Below are 18191 nucleotides of genomic sequence, written 5' to 3' on the forward strand. Positions count from 1 at the left end.
TTTGTGAAGGTCTTCATTCAAATGAATGAAAAAGGCGCTCCACCACGGCTTCCGGCGTTTTCATCCACGCGAAGTGATCGGCACGCGCACCCAGCATCTGCGCACTGATCACGCTGAGCTGCGCACGCATGCCCGGCATCTTGGCCAGCAGGCCCTGCATCGATCCCGTCGGGGCCAGCCAGTCGGCCGCCATCACCACCGCGGTGGCCTGGCCGCGCAGGTCGCGCATGCCGGCCTCCAGATCGGCCGCCATGCCGACGGCCGCGTAATGGTTGTTGAGGCCCACGCGCGACCAGTCGCGGATCAACCCGCGTGCCTCGGTGCCGCCAAAGCCGAGCTTCTTGCCGTGCAGGACCCCCTGGCGCTGGGCCAGCCAGGGCAGGAAGCGATATACCAGCGGCAGCATCCAGCCACGCGGGGCAGGGAAGGTGCGCCAGTACGGCGTGCCGCTGGCCACCAGCCAGATGCGGCCAAAACGCTGCGGATGCAGCCCCGCGAAGCAGCAGGCGAGCTGGCCGCCGAGACTGTGGCCGCCGATGATCAACGGTGTTTCAGATTCCCCTGGCACGTTTGCGAGGCTCGCCGGCAGGTCCTGCTCGAGGATTTCCCGATAGCCCCAATCCTGCGTGCGCGAGGGCCGCAGGCAGCTGCTTCCATTGCCACGCCACTCGTGCAGGTACACCGCGATGCCGCGTGCGGCCAGCGCCTCGGCGAAGGGCAGGTAGTGCCGCGCGGCGACACCCAGCGCAGGCAGCCACAGCAGCCGCGCGCGGGGCTGCACGGGGACGCGCGCCAGCAGCTCGAAGCGATGGCCGTCTGCGGCCTGCACGGGCAGGGGCGAGGCGTCGATCATGCCGGGCGTGCCGCACCGAAGTGGTCGATCACCAGCACCTCGCTGCGGCCGGGGTAATAGCCGCCCTGCAGCCCGCGCGCGACGTAATCGATGGCCGCCTCGCAGGCGTTCGGCAAGGACAGCCCCTGGCACAGTTGCGCGGCGATGGCCGAGGCCAGCGTGCAGCCGGTGCCGTGCGCATCCACGGGCAGCCGCGTATGGATGAACTCTTCGCGGGTCACACCGTCGAAGTAGCGATCGATCACGCGGCTGCCTTCGTCCAGATGGCCGCCCTTGAGCAGTACCGCACCGGCGCCCAGTTCGAGCAGCGCGTCGGCGGCATCCTCTGCGTCTTCGGCGGTAACGATGCGGCGGCCGAGCAGCAGCTCCGCTTCGGGTGTGTTGGGCGTCAGTAGCGTGGCCAGCGGGATCAGGCGGGTGCGCATCGCCGCCAGTGCACTGTCCTCCAGCAGCTTGGCGCCGCTGGTGGCGACCATCACCGGATCCAGCACCACGTGCGGTGGCCGGTGCTTTTCCAGTGCGTCGGCGACCAGGCGTATCACTTCGGCGTTGGCCAGCATGCCCAGCTTCACCGCATGGATGTCGAAATCGGCGAAGCAGGCATCGATCTGCGCCTGCAGGAAATCCAGCGGCGGCACGTGCACGGCGATGACGCCACGGGTGTTCTGCGCGGTCAGCGCGGCGATCGCGGAGAGCCCATGCACGCGATGGGCGGCGAAGGCCTTCAGGTCGGCCTGGATGCCGGCACCCCCGCCGGAATCGGAGCCGGCGATGGTGAGGGCGGAAACGGGGCTGGACGGTGTCATGCCTCGATTGTGCAATGTTTGCCGCGGCATTGCTGCCGCGCCCTCAGCGTGCCCGCAGCAGCGCCCACTGCCGGTACAGCACGTAGCCGAGCCCGGTGCCGCCGGTCAGCAGAGCCGGGGCGAGCAGGGCGTCATAGCCGAAGCGCAGGAACAGCCAGGCGCCGATCACGCCGCCGGCCAGGAAACCACTGATGATCAGTCCGCTCAGGGTCAGGCGCCGGATCGGCAGCGGCAGGCCGCGCAGAAGATGGCCCAGGCCGATGCCCAGGTCGGTGAACATGCCGCTGAGATGGGTGGTGCGCACCACCGCGCCACTGAAGGTGGTCGCCATCGCGTTCTGCAGGCCGCAGGCCATCGCCGCCGCCAGTGCACCCCAGATCTGCTGCTGCTTGAACAGCGGGATCGCGATCAGCAGCAACACCGATTCCAGCGCCAGCACCACGCCATAGCGTCGGCCCAGCTGCAGGCCGCTGTCCTGGATGATCATGCCGCTGAGCGTGGCACCTGCACAGAATGCGATCAGCAGCCCCCATAGAGGCGCGACCACCCGCCAGTCCCGCTGGGCGAGCGCCATGCCGAGCTGGCTGGTGGTGCCGGTCATGTGGCTCACCGCCTGGTGCTCGAACCCCAGGAAGCCGACCACGTTGACCATCCCGGCCACGCAGGACAGGGCGATCGCCCCGATCCAGACCCAGGTGGGCAACCGGATGCTCATCCGGCGTGCGCGGTGGAGGTCACGGCACGATCAACGACCCGGGGGGCGGGCCGTTGAACTGCACATCCGAGAAGCTGCCGCTGGCCGGATCGAACAGCGCGCCCCAGAACTGCGCGCCACCATCGCAGACCCGGATCGCTTCGCGGGCCGGATCGATGTCGGCGTCATCGGGCAGATGGAAGGCATTGAGGTAGATCAGCTTGCGTCCGCTCATTTCGATGCCGACGTACTGGCGATCGAAATCGGCAGCCTTTGGCACCTGCGCCTCCAGCGTCGGCAATGCGGCCTCCAACTGCTCGACCTCCTTGCGGCTGGGCGCCCAGTAACCGGTGACCCGCCCGGCCTCGCGGCCGGGACTGTCGCGCGAGCAGGTATCCAGCACCTGGGCGGCGACCACCGGTCGCGTCACCACCCAGGACTGGCCGGTCTTGATCGCGGTCGGGACGCTGGCGCCCGGCCGCGTATTGGCGGGCGTGCAGGCCGCCGCCAGCGCGGCAAGCGCCAGCGGCAGGACGGCACGTGACAGGGAACGGCTCACAACACCTCCGAAGCGTAATCGGCCAGGCGCGAACGCTCGCCACGACGCAGCGTGATGTGCGCGCTGTGCGGCCAGTTCTTGAAGCGGTCCACCGCGTAGGTCAGGCCCGAGGTGGTCTCTGTCAGGTACGGGGTATCGATCTGTTCGACGTTGCCCAGGCAGACGATCTTGGTGCCGGGGCCGGCACGGGTGATCAGGGTCTTCATCTGCTTGGGGGTGAGGTTCTGCGCTTCATCCAGGATCAGATAGCGCGACAGGAACGTACGGCCGCGCATGAAATTCAGCGAGCGGATCTTGATCCGGCTGGCGATCAGGTCGTTGGTCGCCGCACGGCCCCATGCGCCGCCTTCCTGGGTATGCGTGAGCACTTCCAGGTTGTCGGTCAGCGCGCCCATCCACGGCGTCATCTTCTCTTCCTCGGTACCGGGCAGGAAACCGATGTCCTCGCCGACGCTGACCGTCGCGCGGGTCATGATGATCTCGCGGTAACGCTGCTGGTCCATGGTCTGGGCCAGGCCGGCGGCGAGCGCGAGCAGGGTCTTGCCGGTGCCGGCGGTGCCGAGCAGGGTGACGAAATCGATCTCCGGGTCCATCAGCGCATTGAGCGCGAAGTTCTGTTCGCGGTTGCGCGCGCTGATGCCCCACACCGCGTGGCTGCCATGGCGGAAATCGTTGACCAGCGACAGCGTGATCTTGTCGCCGTCCATCTTGGCCACGCGCAGTTCGACTTCATCGTCGCCCGGCAGGTAGGCGTACTGGTTGGGATGCCAGTTCTCGTCTTCGCTGGCGATGATCTCGTAACTGGTGCGGCCCTTGTCGCTCCAGCTGCGCAGGTTGTCGGTGTGCTTCTTCCAGAAGTCTTCCGGCAGCTCGGTGGCACCGGTATAGAGCAGGCTGAAATCGTCCAGCGCGCGGTCGTTCTCGTAATCCTCGGACACGATGCCGGCGATCGCCGCCTTGATCCGCAGGTTGATGTCCTTGGAGACGAACACCACCGGGATGTCCGGCACCTGCTCTTTCAGCGCCAGGATCGCGCCGAGGATGGCGTTGTCGGGGATGACCGCGCCGAAGCTCTTGCCGGCCTCGAAGTGACTGGTCTGGAACCGCAGCAGGCCCACGCTCTGCTTGCCGCGCAGCTGCAGCCCGTTCGGGCGCTGCAGCGGGATGCCATCGGCCAGGTTGTCCAGGCCGGAGGCCTGCACCAGCTCATTGAGGAAACGGCTGACCTGGCGCGCATTGCGGCTCGCCTCGGTGGTGCCCTTCTTGCCGTTGTCCAGCTCTTCGATCACCTGCATCGGCAGGTAGACATCATGCTCCTCGAACTTGAACAGCGCGGTCGGATCGTGCATGAGCACGTTGGTATCCAGTACGTAGATGCGCTTGCCTCGGGTCATCGTCAATTCCTGGTGGCAGAACAGGGACAAGCCATCACGACCTGCGGGGCAGGGTGATGGCCATTGGGGGTGCCGGGTTGATCACTGGGCTTTCGCGGCCTTCAGGGCTTCAAGGACGGTGTCTGCGTGGCCGGCCACTTTGACCTTGCGCCACACCTGCACGATACGACTGTCCGGCGAAATGAGGAAGGTGCTGCGTTCGATGCCACGCACCTGCTTGCCGTACATGTTCTTCAGCTTGATCACGTCGAACGCGGTGCACAGCGCTTCGTCGCCATCGCTGATCAGCGGGAAGCCGAAGCCCTGCTTGGCGCAGAAGTTGTCGTGGGATTTGACCGAATCGCGGGAGACGCCGAAGACGCGGGCGCCGGCCTTCGTGAACTGCGGAAGCAGCGCGTTGAAATCGATGCCCTCGGTGGTGCAGCCCGGGGTGCTGTCCTTGGGATAGAAGTACAGCACCAGCCACTGGCCGGCCAGATCGCCGAGGGTGGTGGTCTCGCCGCCGGACAAGGCCAGCGGCAGTGCGAGGGTGGTGCTGTCCAGGGTGTCGCCGTCGTTCATGGGTTCCTTTCCGGATCCTGGGGTACGTCTACTACACCTGCATGAAACCCCGCGCGCCCGTGACGAACGCGCGAAACATCAGAACTTCATCGGATCCATGATCGCATCGAGGTTCAGGTGATCGCAGAACTCGAGGAAATCATCGCGCAGCGCGGCAATGTGCATGTTGGCCGGCACGCCGATGGTGACCTGCGCGGAGAACATTTCCGCACCGGTCTGCATCGCGCGGTAACGCGTGCTCTGCAGATTCTCGATGGTGATGCCCTGGCGGTCGAAGAAATCGGCCAGCTGGAAGAGGATCCCCGGCTTGTCGGCCGCGATCACTTCCACGATGTAGGGCAGCAGGTTGGACTGCGCCTGCTTGGCACCGGTGCGGTACCAGACCAGCTTCAGGCCTTCCTCGCGCTCGAGCCGGGTCAGCATCGCCTCCAGCTTGGCTACCGAATCCCACGAGCCGGTGGCCAGGGCGGTGACGGAGACGTCGCGACCGACCGTGGCCAGGCGGGCATCGACCAGATTGCAGCCACTGTCGGCGATACGCCGGGTCACAGGCAGCAGGGGGGACTCCGGATGCGTCGTATAGGCGTTGATCAGGAGGTGGTTTTCGGTCGGCGCAGGCCGCGGCGTGGTGTCGGTCAAGATGGTTCCGGGTGATGCAAGGTGAGTCTGAACGGCCGGACGACGGCACGTTCGCCGGAGTCCAGCATACTTGCCCGCGCTTTCGACCCGCAAGTAACATGCAACGTACATCTGGCCGGCGTTTACGCAGGCAGGGTGCCCCCTTTCTTCCGAGCACGATGTCCTTGTCCCTTTCCGGTCTCATCACCGCGCTGGCGACGCCCTTCCAGGCGAACGGCGCATTGGATCCCGACGGTTGGCAGCGCCTGCTGCATCTGCAACTGGAGGGTGGTGTTCACGGTGTCGTAGTAGCCGGTTCGACCGGTGAAGCGGCGGCCCTGTCCGACGACGAATACGACCAGCTGCTGCGCAGTGCGGTCAAAACCGTGGCCGGGCGCATTCCGGTGCTGGCCGGGACCGGGCTGTCGGGGACGGCCAAAACCATCGAGCAGACCCGCCGGGCGGCCGCCAATGGCGCCACCCACGCGCTGGTAGTGACCCCGCCGTACGTGCGCCCGACCCAGGCCGGCCTGATCGCGCATTACCGCGCGGTGGCCGACCAGGGCGGCCTGCCGGTCATCCTGTACAACGTGCCCGGGCGCACCGGCTGCGACATGCTGCCCGAAACCGTGGCCGAGCTGGCCCGCCACCCGAACATCGTGGGCATCAAGGAAGCGGTCGGCGATGTCGGCCGGGTCCATGCGCTGCTGGCCCTGCGTTCGCCGGACTTCGTCATTCTCAGTGGCGACGATGGCACCGCCGCGCGCTCTATCCTGTCCGGCGTGGATGGCCTGATCTCGGTCGGCTCCAACGCGCTGCCGGGGGCCTACCGCCGGATGTGCGACCTGGCCGCGGCCGGAGAGCGCGAGGCGGCCGAGGCGTGGGATGCCCGTCTTGAGCCCTTCCATGAATTCTGCGGCGTGGAGTCCAACCCGATCCCGGTGAAGGACCTGCTGCGCCGGATCGGCATTGGTGACGGCCTGCGCCTGCCGCTGCTGCCCTTGTCCGCGGCCCATCACGCCGCTGCCGAACACCTGGCCACCGATATCGGTGCGCTGGAAGCACTATCCAACCACTGATGACAGTGGTCACCCAGGAGATTCCCATGCGTCAATCCGTTTCCGCCTTCCGCGTGCTGTCCTTCGCGATCCTGGCTACCGCCACCCTCATCGGCACCACCGGTTGCTTCAAGCGCGGCGCCAAGGGCGACTACGCTCTGGCCCCGGACGTCCGTCCGCTGGAAGTGCCGCCGGATCTGAACGTCCCGGCCGGCCAGGCCGCCGCCACCGCTGCCACCAGCTCCTCGCTGGCCTCGCAGGCCGCGCGTCCGGCCCCGGCCTCGACCCAGGCTGCCGCCAACAATGCCGGTTTCACCGTGCCGGGCACCAAGGAAGAGGTGTTCGCCAAGGTCGGCACCGCGCTGGAGTCCGTTGAAGGCGTGAAGATCGCCAGCAAGGCCCAGCTGCTCGGTTCCTACGACGTGGCCTTCGAAGGCAGTGACTTCCTGGTCCGCGTGGTCGCCGTCGATGCCGGTGCCTATGTCTCCGCCGTGGATCCGCGTGGCCTGCCGGCGACCGCCGCAGCCCCGACCAAGCTGCTGGGTGAGCTGAAGGCGAAGCTGGCTCCGTAACCGGACCGTCTCAGAGAAACGAAAAAGGGCGCCCTCGGCGCCCTTTTTCGTTGCCGCCAGAGCCCGGAGGCTCAGCGTTCCAGCAGCTTCAGCTTGTCCGGCTTGCCGTCCCATTCGCCGGCATCGGCGGGCGGGTCCTTGCGCACAGTCAGCACCGGCCAGGCCTGGGCCAGTTCGGCGTTCAGCGCCACGAACGCTTCCTGCCCGGCGGGCACGTCGTCTTCGGGGAAGATCGCGTTGACCGGGCACTCCGGTTCGCACAGGGTGCAATCGATGCACTCATCCGGGTCGATCACCAGGAAGTTGGGGCCTTCATGGAAGCAATCCACGGGGCACACTTCCACGCAATCGGTGTGTTTGCACTTGATGCAGTTTTCGGTGACGACAAAAGGCATGGCTGGATCTGGATCCGACAGTAAGCCGGACAATTCTAGAACAGGTTGGTCCGCGGCGCGGGATCGGATCGTGGCTCAAACCCCGAAATGCCCTCGGCGCAAGGCTCAGGACCAGCGGAAGGGCTGCTCGGGCAGGCCCGCGATGCCGGTTTCCAGCGCAAACACGCCGCCCGCGCGGGGGCTGGCCGCCAGTTCCGCGTCGGTGTGGTCGAGCCGGGAGCTGGTGATCATCAACTGCCGCAGCGACGGCCCACCGAGTGCGACGCAGGTCGGGTTCCGCACCGGCAGCAGTACGACCCGGTCGACCTGGCCGTCAGGTCGATAGCGCACTACGCGGGAGGCCCGCCACTGCGCGTTCCAGACGCCGCCTTCGGCATCGACGATGGCGCCATCGGGCTCCCAGCCCGGATCGGGCAGGGCAGCGAACAGGCGGGGTGGGCCGCAGTGCGCGCGCTCGGCGTCGTAGTCGCAGCACCACAGCGCCGGGCGCACCGAATCGCAGAAGTACATCGTGGCGCCGTCCGCGCTGAAACAGATCGCGTTGGGGATCACGACGGCGGGCAGGTTCAGTTCGCGCAGGCCGTGCCGCATCGAGAACTGGTAGTAGCGGCCGAGCGGCGCACGCGCCGGATCCTCGCTCATGGTGCCGAACACCAGGTTGCCGGCGCGGTCGGTCCGGCCGTCATTGCTGCGCGTGTCCGCGACCTCGGGCTGCACATCGGCCAGCCATTCCAGGGGTGGTGCGGGGGCATCGCCATCGCGGTCGAGATCCAGGCGCTGCAACGAACCGGCCAGCGCGATCAGCAGGCGGCCGTCCTCGCCCTCGGCCAGGCAGCCGGGGCGGTCGGGCAGCGACCAGCTGCGGTGGCTGCCATCGGCGGTACGGTACTGCCACAGGCGGCGCTCGCTGATGTCCACCCAGAACAGGCATTGCCGCCGCGGCGACCAGAGTGCACCTTCGCCATGAGTGCAACGGCTGTCGACCAGCAGGGAGGCATCCGCGACAGCGGTGGACGGTGTGGCGACGGCATCGGGCATGGGGCAGGTCTCACGACAGCAGGGGCTGCCGCATTCTGCCATCCGGCCGATCAATCCCGTGTGCGCTGCAGGTGTGAGAATCTGGTCCCCCGTTCCTGCTGCGCGGATCCGCAGCGTCCCTTCAACCCAGGGTTTCCCATGTCCAGTGCTTCGCTCAGCAGTCCCCGCGCCGGCAGCGGCGAGAACACCGGCTTCATCATCCTGATCAGCTGCGTGGCCACCATCGGTGGCTTCCTGTTCGGGTTCGACAGTGGCGTGATCAACGGCACCGTGGATGGCCTGAAGGACACCTTCCAGTCCAGTTCGGCCGGGATCGGCTTCGAGGTCGCCTCGATGCTGCTCGGCTGCGCGATCGGTGCGTTCTTCGCGGGCCGCCTCGGCGACCGGCTCGGTCGTCGCGGCGTGCTGATCATCGCCGCGGTGATGTTCCTGTTCTCCGCCCTGGCGGCCGGGGCGGCACACAGCTCCGCAGTGTTCATCATCGCCCGGGTCATCGGCGGCTTCGCGGTCGGTGCGGCCAGCGTGATGTCGCCGGCCTACATCGCCGAGGTCGCCTCGGCCCGGTATCGGGGGCGGCTGGCGACGGTGCAGCAGATCGCGATCATCAGCGGCCTGTTCTGCGCCTTCCTCAGCAACTATCTATTGGCCAAGGCGGCCGGTGCCTCCACCGAGGCGCTGTGGCTGGGGCAGGCGGCATGGCGCTGGATGTTCTGGATGCAGGCCATTCCCTCGCTGCTGTTCCTGTGCCTGCTGCTGGTGATCCCGGAGAGCCCGCGCTTCCTGGTGGTCAAAGGGCGCCGTGACCAGGCCCTGGCGGTGCTGACCCGTCTGTACGGTGCGGCCGAGGCCCAGGCCAAGATCACCGAGATCGAAGGCTCGCTGTCCCGGGACCAGCATCGCCCGACCTTCTCCGACCTGGTCAGCAAGGCCACCGGCAGGCTGCGTCCGATCGTCTGGATCGGTATCGGCCTGGCGGTGTTCCAGCAGCTGGTCGGCATCAACGTCGTCTTCTACTACGGCGCGGTGCTGTGGCAGGCGGTTGGCTTCTCCGAGAACGACGCGCTGCTGATCAACGTGCTGTCCGGAGCGCTGAGCATCGGCGCCTGCCTGATCACCGTGGTCCTGATCGACCGTATCGGGCGCAAGCCGCTGCTGTGGATCGGCTCGGTCGGCATGGCGGTCTCGCTGGCGCTGGTCACCTTCGCCTTTGCGAGTGGCTCGCTCGATGCCGGCGGCAAGCTGCAGTTGACCGACGGCATGGGCACGCTGGCGCTGGTGGCCGCCAACGTCTACGTGATCTTCTTCAACATGTCCTGGGGCCCGGTGATGTGGGTGATGCTGGGCGAGATGTTCCCCAACCAGATCCGCGGCTCGGGGCTGGCGGTGGCCGGCGCGGCGCAGTGGACCGCCAACTTCGCCATCACCGTGTCCTTCCCGGTCCTGCTGGCCAGCATCGGCCTGGCCGGCGCCTACGGCATCTATACGGTCGCGGCGGTGATCTCGGTGTTCTTCGTGCTCCGCTTCGTCAAGGAGACCAAGGGCAAGGAACTGGAGCAGATGGAGGGCTGAGCCGCTTCCGACGGCCCTGCGCGCAGGGCAGGGGCCGGGTCGGGGAGCGTGCTCCCCGGATCCGGGCCGGGCGGGGCAGGAGCGACAACCCGGGCCCGGAACGCAAAAAACCCCGCCGTGGCGGGGTCTTTGGCTTTCTGCACCGCGACTGGTGCTCCCTAGGGGACTCGAACCCCTGTTTTAGCCTTGAGAGGGCCACGTCCTAACCATTAGACGAAGGGAGCAGGCTTTGTCGCGAACTGCGCAGCGCGCTAGTATATGGACCTAGATGCCATTGGGCAATCCCGAAAACTCAACCGGAAGCGCCAACATCAATTCCTCTGCTACATCACCGTTCAGCCTGCGCGTGATCCCGCGCGATCAGCACAACATCTCCCGCAAGGACATCAGCCCGAACGCCCTGCGCGTCCTGTACCGGCTGCGTGATTCCGGGTTTGCCGGTTACCTGGTCGGCGGCGCCGTCCGCGATCTGCTGGTGAACGGCCACCCCAAGGATTTCGACGTCGCCACCGACGCGACGCCCGAGCAGGTCAAGCAGTTGTTCCGCAACTGCCGGCTGATCGGCCGCCGCTTCCGCCTGGCGCACGTGGTGTTCGGCCGCGAGATCATCGAGGTCGCCACCTTCCGCGCCAACATCGACGATGGCAGCGGCGACCGTGAGATGGAAAACGGCATGCTCGTGCGCGACAACGTGTACGGCAGCATCGAAGACGACGCGATCCGCCGCGACTTCACCTGCAACGCCCTGTACTACGCGATCGAGGATTTCTCGGTGCGCGATTACACCGGTGGCTTTGAAGACGTGCAGGCACGCCTGATGAAGCTGATCGGCGACCCCGAGCAGCGTTACCAGGAAGACCCGGTGCGCATGCTGCGCGCGGTGCGCCTGGCGGCCAAGCTGGGCTTCCAGATCGAAGAGGCGACCGCCGAGCCGCTGCCGCGCCTGGCCAACCTGCTGGCGGAGGCCGCCCCGGCGCGCCTGTTCGAGGAAGTGCTCAAGCTGTTCCTATCCGGGCACGGCGTGGCCAGCTTCGAAGGCCTGGAGCGTTACGGTCTGCTCGACGTCATGTTCCCGGAAAGCGCCGCCGCCCTGCGCAGCAACCGCAGCGGTGCGCTGCGCCGGATGGTCATCGAAGGCCTGCACAACACCGATCTGCGCGTGGCCAACGATGAACCGGTGTCGCCGTCGTTCCTGTTCGCGCTGCTGCTGTGGCCGGCCTTCTGCCGCGCCCTGGCCAGCCTGCAGAAGCAGGGCGTCGCACTGGAAGAGGCACAGCGCCGCGCCGCGGATCGCGTGACCCTGCACCAGCTGACCACGATCGCCCTGCCGCGCCGCTTCTCGCTGCCGATGCAGGAAATCTGGCTGCTGCAGGGCCGCTTCGCCTCGCGCCAGCGCAAGCGCGTGATCCGTACGTTGACCCACCCGCGCTTCCGCGCCGCCTACGACTTCCTGGTCCTGCGCCAGGTCGCCTCCAGCGAGCATGAAGCGGACGTGGCGTTCTGGCGCGAGGCCCAGCTGCAGTCCGGTACCGAGCTCGACTCGGCCCTGGATGCGGCCCAGGCCGACGGCGAAGGCGAAGACGGTGCACCGCGCAAGCGTCGCCGCCGCCGTCGTCGTCCCGGTGGAGTGGCAGGCGAGTAAGCCGTGACCCTGGCCTGTATCGGATTGGGCGCCAATCTCGGGGACGCCGCGCAGACCCTGCGCGATGCGTTCCAGGCGCTGGCGGTGCTGCCGCAGACCACGTTGCGCGCGTGCTCGCAGCTGTACCGCACGCCGGCCTGGGGCAACGAAGACCAGCCGGCGTTCGTGAATGCCGCCGCGGTGCTCGATACCGCGCTGCCCGCGCCCGCGCTGCTGGAGGCGTTGCTGGAGATCGAGCGCCAGTTCGGCCGTGTGCGCGATCCGGCCGTGCACTGGGGCCCGCGCGCGCTGGACCTGGACGTGCTGCTGTACGGCGAGGAGATCATCGATCTGCCGCAGCTGCAGGTGCCGCATCCGTATCTGCACGCGCGTGCGTTCGCGCTGCTGCCGCTGGCCGAGATCGCGCCGGACGCCACCATTCCCGGGCACGGCCGCGTGCGGGATGCTGTGATGCGGGTCGAGGCCTGCGGGATCTCTTCAATAGGAGGATAATGCGGGGCTTATCGCCACCGGTTATCAGCTCATGAGTACCCACGCAGACAGCAAGCCCTGGACCGTCCCCGCATTGGCGGAGGCCAAGCGCACTGGGCAGAAGCTGGTGATGTTGACCGCCTACGATGCCGGGTTCGCCCGCAGCTTCGACGCCAACGGCGTGGACCTGATCCTGATCGGCGACTCGCTGGGCATGGTGGTGCAGGGGCACGATTCGACCCTGCCGGTGACCACCGACGACATGGTCTATCACACCCGCGCCGTGGCCCGCGTGCTGCAACGCGCGCTGCTGGTCGCAGATCTGCCGTTCGGCGCCGACGCGACGCCCGAGCGCGCGCTGGATGCCTCGCTGCGCCTGCTTCAGGCCGGTGCGGAGATGGTCAAGATCGAAGGTGCCGGCTTCAAGCTGGACATCATCCGTTACCTGGTCGAGCGCGAGATTCCGGTCTGCTCGCATCTGGGCCTGACGCCGCAGTCGGTGCTGCGCCTGGGCGGTTACCGCGTGCAGGGCCGTGGCGATGCCGCCCAGCAGCTGCGCGACGACGCCAAGGCCGCGGTCGCCGCCGGCGCCAGCCTGGTCGTGCTCGAATGCGTGCCGACGCCGGTGGCTGCCCAGGTCACTGCGGACATCAGTGTGCCCACCATCGGCATCGGTGCCGGCCCGCAGTGCGATGGCCAGGTGCTGGTGCTGCATGATTTCCTCGGCCTGGACAGCGGCCACCGCCGTCCCAAGTTCGTCAAGGATTTCCTTGCCGAAGGCGGGTCGGTTGCCGGTGCGGTCCGTGCCTACGCCGACGCCGTGCGCGACGGCTCCTTCCCCGACGCAGAACACGCCTACGCCTCATGATCGAAACCGTCACCGAACTGTCCCGTCTGCGCGCCGTCGTCAACGGCTGGAAGCGCGAGGGCCTGCGCGTCGCGCTGGTCCCGACCATGGGCAACCTGCATGCAGGTCATTATTCGCTGGTCACGCTGGCCCGGCAGTATGCCGACCGCGTGGTCTCCAGCGTGTTCGTCAATCCGACCCAGTTCGGCCCGAACGAGGATTTCACCCGCTATCCGCGTACGCCCGAAGCCGACACCACCGGCCTGGAGCAGGCCGGGTGCGATGTGCTGTGGCTGCCCACCGTTGAATCGATGTACCCGTTCGGCGTCGAGCTGGCGGCCAGCGTCAACGTGCCGGGCATCAGCGGCCTGCTCGAGGGCGCGCACCGCCCGGGCCATTTCGATGGCGTCTGCACCGTGGTCTCGCGCCTGTTCAACCAGGTCCAGCCGGACGTGGCGGCCTTCGGCAAGAAGGATTACCAGCAGCTGGCGGTGATCCGCCAGATGGTGGAAGACCTGGCCTTCCCGATCCAGATCGTCGGGGGCGACATCGTGCGTGAAGACGACGGCCTGGCGATGAGCTCGCGCAACCAGTACCTCAACGCCGAGCAGCGCCCGGTCTCGACCAGCATCCACCAGGTGCTGCTGGGAATGCGCGAAGGCTTCATCGCCGGCAAGAGCCGCAGCCTGATCGAGGCCGAGGCGGCCGCCGCACTGCAGGCGGCGGGCTTCCAGGTCGACTACGCCGTGGTGCGCCTGCCGGACCTGTCCGAGCCGGCCGATGCCAACGACGGCACCCGCGTAGCGCTGATCGCCGCGCGGATCGGCAACACCCGGTTGATCGACAACCTGGAGTTCTGAGGGGGCTGCGGCCCCCGGTGGACGGGTAGGGCCACGCCACGCGTGGCTGCTCCAGGGGGCGACCCGTCCCGCTGGTGCCCCCGCGTTCCGCCGATGTGACCCGCGATCCCGCGCAGCCACCCATGGGGTGGCCCTTACCGGGGCGGCGGGGCGGCCTGAAGATGCTGAACGGTGGGCAGCGCCCTCCCGGGACCGGCGCCGCGCGCCCTGCCGCCGATCCAGCGGGTGCTAGAATTTCCCTTTCCTTTACCGTTGTCCCGTCGCCATGCACCTGTCCCTGCTGAAGACCAAGATCCACCGCGCCACCGTCACGCATTCCGAGCTGAACTACGAAGGTTCCATCGCCATCGATGACAACCTGCTGGCTGCCACCGGCATCCGTGAGTTCGAGCAGGTGCACATCTGGGACGTCACCAACGGTGCGCGTTTCTCCACCTATGCCATCCGCGCCGAAGCCGGCAGCGGCGTGGTGTCGCTCAACGGTGGCGCCGCGCGCCACGTGCAGGTGGGCGACATCATCATCATCGCGGCCTTCGCCAGCATGAGCGAAGAAGAAGCTGACAGCTTCAAGCCGAAGTTGGTATATGTGGACGGCAAGAACCAGATCTCCCACACCAACGACACGATCCCGACACAGGCCGCATGACACAGCACAACGGATTCGACCCGCTTCATTCCCATGCCCAGCGCCTGCGTGGCGCGAGCATCCCTTCGTTGATCGCCGCCGAACCGGGCCGCGCACAATCGCTGGGGCTGCGGGTCGGTCCGTTGTACGTCAATTTCGCGCGGCAGAAGTACGACCGCGCGGCGTTGGACGCACTGCTGCAGCTGGCCGCCGAGCGCGATGTCGCCGGCGGCTTCCAGCGCCTGTTCCGCGGTGAAACGGTCAACGTGACCGAACGCCGCGCGGCACTGCACACTGCGCTGCGGGGGGACGCCAGCGGCGCACCGGTGGCCGGTGAGGCCTTCGCTACCGCCGCGCAGGTGCGCCAGCAGATGGGCGAGCTGATCGCCGCGCTGGAAGCCACCAACATCACCGATATCGTCAGCGTCGGCATCGGCGGCTCGGACCTCGGTCCGCGGCTGGTGGCCGATGCGCTGCGTCCGGTCACCGGCGCACGCTTCCGCGTGCATTTCGTTTCGAATGTGGACGGCGCGGCGATGCAGCGCACGCTGGCCACGCTGGACCCGGCCACCACCGCCGGCATCCTGATCTCCAAGACCTTCGGCACCCAGGAAACCCTGCTCAACGGGCAGATCCTGCACGACTGGCTGGGCGGCAGCGAGCGCCTGTATGCGGTCAGCGCCAATCCGGAGCGTGCGGCCAAGGCCTTCTCGATCGCCGCCGGCCGCGTGCTGCCGATGTGGGACTGGGTCGGCGGGCGCTATTCGCTGTGGTCGGCGGTCGGTTTCCCGATCGCACTGGCAATCGGCTTCACGCGCTTCGAGCAGCTGCTCGAGGGCGCGGCGCAGATGGACGAACACGCGCTGACCGCACCGCTCGCGCAGAACCTGCCGGTGCTGCACGCGCTGACCGACATCTGGAACCGCAACCTGCTCGGCCATGCCACGCATGCCGTGATGACCTACGACCAGCGCCTGGCGCTGCTGCCGGCCTACCTGCAGCAGCTGGTGATGGAAAGCCTGGGCAAGCGCGTGCAGCTCGATGGCAGCCCGGTCGCCAGCGACACCGTGCCGGTGTGGTGGGGCGGGGCGGGCACCGATGTGCAGCACAGCTTCTTCCAGGCGCTGCACCAGGGCACCAGCGTGATCCCGGCCGATTTCATCGGCTGCGTGCACAACGATGATCCCTACGTGGTCAACCACCAGGCGCTGATGGCCAACCTGCTGGCGCAGACCGAAGCGCTGGCCAACGGCCAGGGCAGCGATGATCCGCACCGCGAGTATCCCGGCGGCCGCCCGAGCACGCTGATCCTGCTCGACGCGCTGACCCCGCAGTCGCTGGGGGCGCTGATCGCGATGTACGAACACGCCGTGTACGTGCAGTCGCTGATCTGGAACATCAACGCCTTCGACCAGTTCGGCGTGGAGCTGGGCAAGCAGCTGGCCAGCCAGTTGCTGCCCGCGCTGCAGGGCCAGGCGCATGCGATCACCGACCCGGTGACGCTGGAACTGCTGGGCCGGCTCAAGGGCTGAGCATCGTCTCATCCCGTGCCATCACGAACCGCCGGCCTGTCCGGCGGTTCTGCGTTGTGGCCTCCGGACCGCATCTCGTTGTACGCGGTGTCCTGGCAGCCGCGATCACCCGCATGCGGCAAACGAAAACGGCGACCTTCGGGTCGCCGTTTCTGTGTCATGCCGCGTGGTGGGAAGGGCGCCTCACCGGCTCGGATCGCGCTCCGGGCTCGGCCGTTTGGCCAGCTTGCGCTGCAGCGAGCGCCGGTGCATGCCGAGCAGGCGCGCAGCGGCGGAGACGTTGCCACCGGTCTCATGCATCGCCTGCTGGATGTGTTCCCACTGCAGCCGGCTGATCGGCGTCATCGCATCCGGCGGCTCCATGTCGCCATCGTCGGCCGGGCCATCGTCTTCCTCGCCGAGCGCGCGCAGGATCATCGGCACCGTGGCCGGCTTGGGCAGATAGTCGTCCGCGCCGAGCTTGATCGCCTCCACCGCGGTGGCGATGCTGGCATAGCCGGTCACCAGCAGGATCCGCATGTCTTCGCGCAGGGCGCGCAGCGGCTGGATCAGGGCCAGGCCGGATTCGGTGCCGAGCTTGAGATCGATCAACGCGTAGGCCGGCGGCTGTTGGCGCGCCAGCAGCAGCGCCGAGGCGGTGTCGCTGGCGGTCACGGTTTCCAGTCCCTTGCGGGCCAGGCTGCGCTGCAGCGTGCGCAGATAGAGTTCGTCGTCGTCGACCAGCAGGCCATGGCTCGCCAGGCCGGGCGCCGGAGTGAAGGTGGTCATGCGGAAGTCTCCCGTGGGGACAGAGGCAGGCGGAAGCCGACGCGGGTGCCGGCGCCCTTGGCCGGGCGCATCCACAGCTCGCCATCCAGGCGTTCGATGGTGGCGTGGGACAGGGCCAGGCCGACGCCCATGCCGTCGGTCTTGCCGCTGTTGAACAGCGTGCCGGGCAGCACCGCCTCGCGGGCGTCGAAGCCGTGGCCGTAATCGCGCACTTCGCCGATCAGATCGTCGCCTTCGATGCGCAGCGTCAGATCCACCTGCGGGCGGTCGGCCTTCTCGCCGGCGTCGGCGGCATTGTTGAGCAGCACCATCAGCAGGTGGCCGATGCCCGGGTCCAGCGGCAGGGTGAGCGGGGCATCTTCATTGCGGTGCAGGGCGATGGTCGGCCGCACCAGCCGCCACTGTTCCAGTACCTGCGGCAGGGTCACCGCGTCGCGGCCCGGCGCATCGCCGGCGGCCGGGCGGGCGAGCGCCAGCACGCGCTCACGGCACTGCACCAGCAGCTCGCGCAGGGTTTCAACGTCATCGCGGACCTCGCTGCTTTCGGTCTGGTCGGCGATGTCGTCGGCGAGCAGGGTCATGGTCGCCAGTGGCGTATTGAGTTCGTGGGCGACCGAGGCGGCGTGGGTGGCCAGGGCGACGATGCCTTCATTGCGCACGAAGCGTTCGCGCAGCATCGCCAGCTCATGCTCGCGCTGGCGCAGGGCGATCGCCAGCCGGGTCGCGAACACCAGCACCACGGTCGCCGACAGCAGGAAGTTGCAGACCACGCCCCACTGCTGCATCTGCGCGCCGGTGAAGTAGCCGCTCGGCAGCGGCAGGCCGAACACGCCGCTGACTGCGTAACCGATCAGGCAGGCCGCGGCCACGGCCAGGGTCCAGCGCAGGGGCAGGGCGAGCGCGGCCAGCGCGATCAGGATCAGGAACAGCGAGCCGAAGGGATTGGCGATGCCGCCGCTCCACCCGACCATCCAGGTCAGCACGGTGACATCCACCAGGATGTGGCCGAACGCGGTGACCGGCGCGGTATCCGGGCCCTGGACACGCAACTGCGCGTACAGGTTGAACAGGGTCAGCGCGGCAACGCCGGCCCACAGCGGCAGTTGCGGCAGTTCCAGCCCCAGCACCGAGGTGGCGACCAGGATGGTCGCGGCCTGGCCGGCCACGGCCAGCCAGCGCAGGCTGCACAGGGTGCGGAGGAAGGGGGCGTCGGTACCGGTCATGTCCGCACATCGTATGCGCTCCCGCCAACGCCTGCCTGCGACAATCGGCCGCATCGCGGCGGGGCAACATGAGCGGCAAGCAACGGCAAGCACCTCAGCGTGCGCC

General features: G+C 67.8%; 20 protein-coding genes and 1 tRNA gene. 9 read left to right on the top strand and 12 right to left on the bottom strand.

Annotated features, from left to right (window positions below; translation table 11 throughout):
• Window positions 1-13: 13 nt before the first annotated feature.
• The 7 genes from ABE473_RS08150 to ABE473_RS08180 all read right to left on the bottom strand — a co-directional run bounded on the left by ABE473_RS08150 (window position 14) and on the right by ABE473_RS08180 (window position 5506).
• On the bottom strand, window positions 14-853 hold the full coding sequence (locus ABE473_RS08150) for an alpha/beta fold hydrolase (RefSeq protein WP_346489115.1): 840 nt from the start codon (window positions 851-853) through the stop codon (window positions 14-16).
• Entirely contained in the window at window positions 850-1659 is an 810-nt protein-coding gene (gene thiD, locus ABE473_RS08155) for a bifunctional hydroxymethylpyrimidine kinase/phosphomethylpyrimidine kinase (RefSeq protein ID WP_346478625.1), read from the bottom strand. Before thiD ends, ABE473_RS08150 begins: the two co-directional genes overlap by 4 nt.
• A 43-nt stretch (window positions 1660-1702) precedes the next feature.
• Window positions 1703-2374 carry a YoaK family protein gene (locus ABE473_RS08160; RefSeq protein WP_346478626.1) on the bottom strand — a complete coding sequence of 224 codons (672 nt, stop codon included), beginning with the start codon at window positions 2372-2374 and terminating at the stop codon, window positions 1703-1705.
• Between the two features lie 19 nt (window positions 2375-2393).
• Entirely contained in the window at window positions 2394-2885 is a 492-nt protein-coding gene (locus ABE473_RS08165) for a hypothetical protein (protein WP_346489202.1), read from the bottom strand.
• A gap of 23 nt (window positions 2886-2908) precedes the next feature.
• Entirely contained in the window at window positions 2909-4306 is a 1398-nt protein-coding gene (locus ABE473_RS08170; protein WP_179459234.1) for a PhoH family protein, read from the bottom strand.
• 81 nt (window positions 4307-4387) lie between these two features.
• Entirely contained in the window at window positions 4388-4867 is a 480-nt protein-coding gene (locus tag ABE473_RS08175; RefSeq protein ID WP_346489116.1) for a peroxiredoxin, read from the bottom strand.
• Window positions 4868-4945: 78 nt separating this feature from the next.
• Window positions 4946-5506: a glycine cleavage system protein R gene (locus ABE473_RS08180; RefSeq protein ID WP_019183297.1), complete on the bottom strand. Its 561-nt coding sequence runs from the start codon at window positions 5504-5506 to the stop codon at window positions 4946-4948.
• A gap of 164 nt (window positions 5507-5670) precedes the next feature.
• Between ABE473_RS08180 and dapA the strand changes: the two genes are divergently transcribed.
• Window positions 5671-6564: a 4-hydroxy-tetrahydrodipicolinate synthase gene (gene dapA, locus ABE473_RS08185; protein WP_346489203.1), complete on the top strand. Its 894-nt coding sequence runs from the start codon at window positions 5671-5673 to the stop codon at window positions 6562-6564.
• Between the two features lie 26 nt (window positions 6565-6590).
• The gene (locus tag ABE473_RS08190; protein ID WP_346489117.1) at window positions 6591-7115 is read left to right on the top strand and encodes a hypothetical protein; all 525 of its coding nucleotides are present in this window, start codon (window positions 6591-6593) and stop codon (window positions 7113-7115) included.
• 71 nt (window positions 7116-7186) lie between these two features.
• Here ABE473_RS08190 and fdxA read toward each other — a convergent pair whose 3' ends face one another.
• The gene (fdxA, locus tag ABE473_RS08195) at window positions 7187-7510 is read right to left on the bottom strand and encodes a ferredoxin FdxA (RefSeq protein ID WP_123728932.1); all 324 of its coding nucleotides are present in this window, start codon (window positions 7508-7510) and stop codon (window positions 7187-7189) included.
• 105 nt (window positions 7511-7615) lie between these two features.
• Window positions 7616-8548, bottom strand: coding sequence for an SMP-30/gluconolactonase/LRE family protein (locus ABE473_RS08200; protein ID WP_346489118.1), 933 nt, complete (start codon window positions 8546-8548; stop codon window positions 7616-7618).
• A 138-nt stretch (window positions 8549-8686) separates the two neighbouring features.
• On the opposite strand from ABE473_RS08200, the gene ABE473_RS08205 reads away from it, so the two are divergent.
• On the top strand, window positions 8687-10117 hold the full coding sequence (locus ABE473_RS08205) for a sugar porter family MFS transporter (protein WP_346489119.1): 1431 nt from the start codon (window positions 8687-8689) through the stop codon (window positions 10115-10117).
• A gap of 149 nt (window positions 10118-10266) precedes the next feature.
• Here ABE473_RS08205 and ABE473_RS08210 read toward each other — a convergent pair.
• Window positions 10267-10341: transfer RNA gene (locus ABE473_RS08210), tRNA-Glu, on the bottom strand.
• 50 nt (window positions 10342-10391) lie between these two features.
• Here ABE473_RS08210 and pcnB point away from each other — a divergent pair.
• The 6 genes from pcnB to pgi all read left to right on the top strand — a co-directional run bounded on the left by pcnB (window position 10392) and on the right by pgi (window position 16094).
• The gene (gene pcnB, locus ABE473_RS08215) at window positions 10392-11759 is read left to right on the top strand and encodes a polynucleotide adenylyltransferase PcnB (protein WP_176989902.1); all 1368 of its coding nucleotides are present in this window, start codon (window positions 10392-10394) and stop codon (window positions 11757-11759) included.
• 3 nt (window positions 11760-11762) lie between these two features.
• Window positions 11763-12251 (top strand): 2-amino-4-hydroxy-6-hydroxymethyldihydropteridine diphosphokinase, encoded by a 489-nt coding sequence (gene folK / locus ABE473_RS08220; protein ID WP_346489120.1) that lies wholly within the window; start codon window positions 11763-11765, stop codon window positions 12249-12251.
• Window positions 12252-12282: 31 nt separating this feature from the next.
• Window positions 12283-13098 (top strand): 3-methyl-2-oxobutanoate hydroxymethyltransferase, encoded by an 816-nt coding sequence (gene panB, locus ABE473_RS08225; RefSeq protein WP_346489121.1) that lies wholly within the window; start codon window positions 12283-12285, stop codon window positions 13096-13098.
• Window positions 13095-13937 (top strand): pantoate--beta-alanine ligase, encoded by an 843-nt coding sequence (panC, locus tag ABE473_RS08230; protein WP_176989674.1) that lies wholly within the window; start codon window positions 13095-13097, stop codon window positions 13935-13937. Before panB ends, panC begins: the two co-directional genes overlap by 4 nt.
• Before the next feature lie 265 nt (window positions 13938-14202).
• Window positions 14203-14583 carry an aspartate 1-decarboxylase gene (panD, locus tag ABE473_RS08235; RefSeq protein WP_019183273.1) on the top strand — a complete coding sequence of 127 codons (381 nt, stop codon included), beginning with the start codon at window positions 14203-14205 and terminating at the stop codon, window positions 14581-14583.
• Window positions 14580-16094: a glucose-6-phosphate isomerase gene (gene pgi / locus ABE473_RS08240; protein ID WP_346489122.1), complete on the top strand. Its 1515-nt coding sequence runs from the start codon at window positions 14580-14582 to the stop codon at window positions 16092-16094. The genes panD and pgi overlap by 4 nt, the downstream gene beginning before the upstream one ends.
• Before the next feature lie 183 nt (window positions 16095-16277).
• Here pgi and ABE473_RS08245 read toward each other — a convergent pair whose 3' ends face one another.
• Both ABE473_RS08245 and ABE473_RS08250 read right to left on the bottom strand, forming a co-directional pair.
• Window positions 16278-16862, bottom strand: coding sequence for a response regulator transcription factor (locus ABE473_RS08245; protein ID WP_179459225.1), 585 nt, complete (start codon window positions 16860-16862; stop codon window positions 16278-16280).
• Window positions 16859-18085 carry an ATP-binding protein gene (locus tag ABE473_RS08250; RefSeq protein ID WP_346489123.1) on the bottom strand — a complete coding sequence of 409 codons (1227 nt, stop codon included), beginning with the start codon at window positions 18083-18085 and terminating at the stop codon, window positions 16859-16861. Before ABE473_RS08250 ends, ABE473_RS08245 begins: the two co-directional genes overlap by 4 nt.
• Window positions 18086-18191: the final 106 nt, after the last annotated feature.

It is taken from the genome of Stenotrophomonas sp. TWI700 (genome assembly GCF_039673645.1).
Classification (GTDB): Bacteria; Pseudomonadota; Gammaproteobacteria; order Xanthomonadales; family Xanthomonadaceae; genus Stenotrophomonas; species Stenotrophomonas maltophilia_AA.

Excerpts from the sequence above, each read along its gene's own strand:
- ABE473_RS08150 (WP_346489115.1), bottom strand. The coding sequence starts at position 853 with ATGATCGACGCCTCGCCCCTGCCCGTGCAGGCCGCAGACGGCCATCGC.
- thiD (WP_346478625.1), bottom strand. The coding sequence starts at position 1,659 with ATGACACCGTCCAGCCCCGTTTCCGCCCTCACCATCGCCGGCTCCGAT.
- ABE473_RS08160 (WP_346478626.1), bottom strand. The coding sequence starts at position 2,374 with ATGAGCATCCGGTTGCCCACCTGGGTCTGGATCGGGGCGATCGCCCTG.
- ABE473_RS08170 (WP_179459234.1), bottom strand. The coding sequence starts at position 4,306 with ATGACCCGAGGCAAGCGCATCTACGTACTGGATACCAACGTGCTCATG.
- ABE473_RS08175 (WP_346489116.1), bottom strand. The coding sequence starts at position 4,867 with ATGAACGACGGCGACACCCTGGACAGCACCACCCTCGCACTGCCGCTG.
- ABE473_RS08190 (WP_346489117.1), top strand. The coding sequence starts at position 6,591 with ATGCGTCAATCCGTTTCCGCCTTCCGCGTGCTGTCCTTCGCGATCCTG.
- fdxA (WP_123728932.1), bottom strand. The coding sequence starts at position 7,510 with ATGCCTTTTGTCGTCACCGAAAACTGCATCAAGTGCAAACACACCGAT.
- ABE473_RS08200 (WP_346489118.1), bottom strand. The coding sequence starts at position 8,548 with ATGCCCGATGCCGTCGCCACACCGTCCACCGCTGTCGCGGATGCCTCC.
- ABE473_RS08205 (WP_346489119.1), top strand. The coding sequence starts at position 8,687 with ATGTCCAGTGCTTCGCTCAGCAGTCCCCGCGCCGGCAGCGGCGAGAAC.
- panB (WP_346489121.1), top strand. The coding sequence starts at position 12,283 with ATGAGTACCCACGCAGACAGCAAGCCCTGGACCGTCCCCGCATTGGCG.
- panC (WP_176989674.1), top strand. The coding sequence starts at position 13,095 with ATGATCGAAACCGTCACCGAACTGTCCCGTCTGCGCGCCGTCGTCAAC.
- panD (WP_019183273.1), top strand. The coding sequence starts at position 14,203 with ATGCACCTGTCCCTGCTGAAGACCAAGATCCACCGCGCCACCGTCACG.
- pgi (WP_346489122.1), top strand. The coding sequence starts at position 14,580 with ATGACACAGCACAACGGATTCGACCCGCTTCATTCCCATGCCCAGCGC.
- ABE473_RS08245 (WP_179459225.1), bottom strand. The coding sequence starts at position 16,862 with ATGACCACCTTCACTCCGGCGCCCGGCCTGGCGAGCCATGGCCTGCTG.
- ABE473_RS08250 (WP_346489123.1), bottom strand. The coding sequence starts at position 18,085 with ATGACCGGTACCGACGCCCCCTTCCTCCGCACCCTGTGCAGCCTGCGC.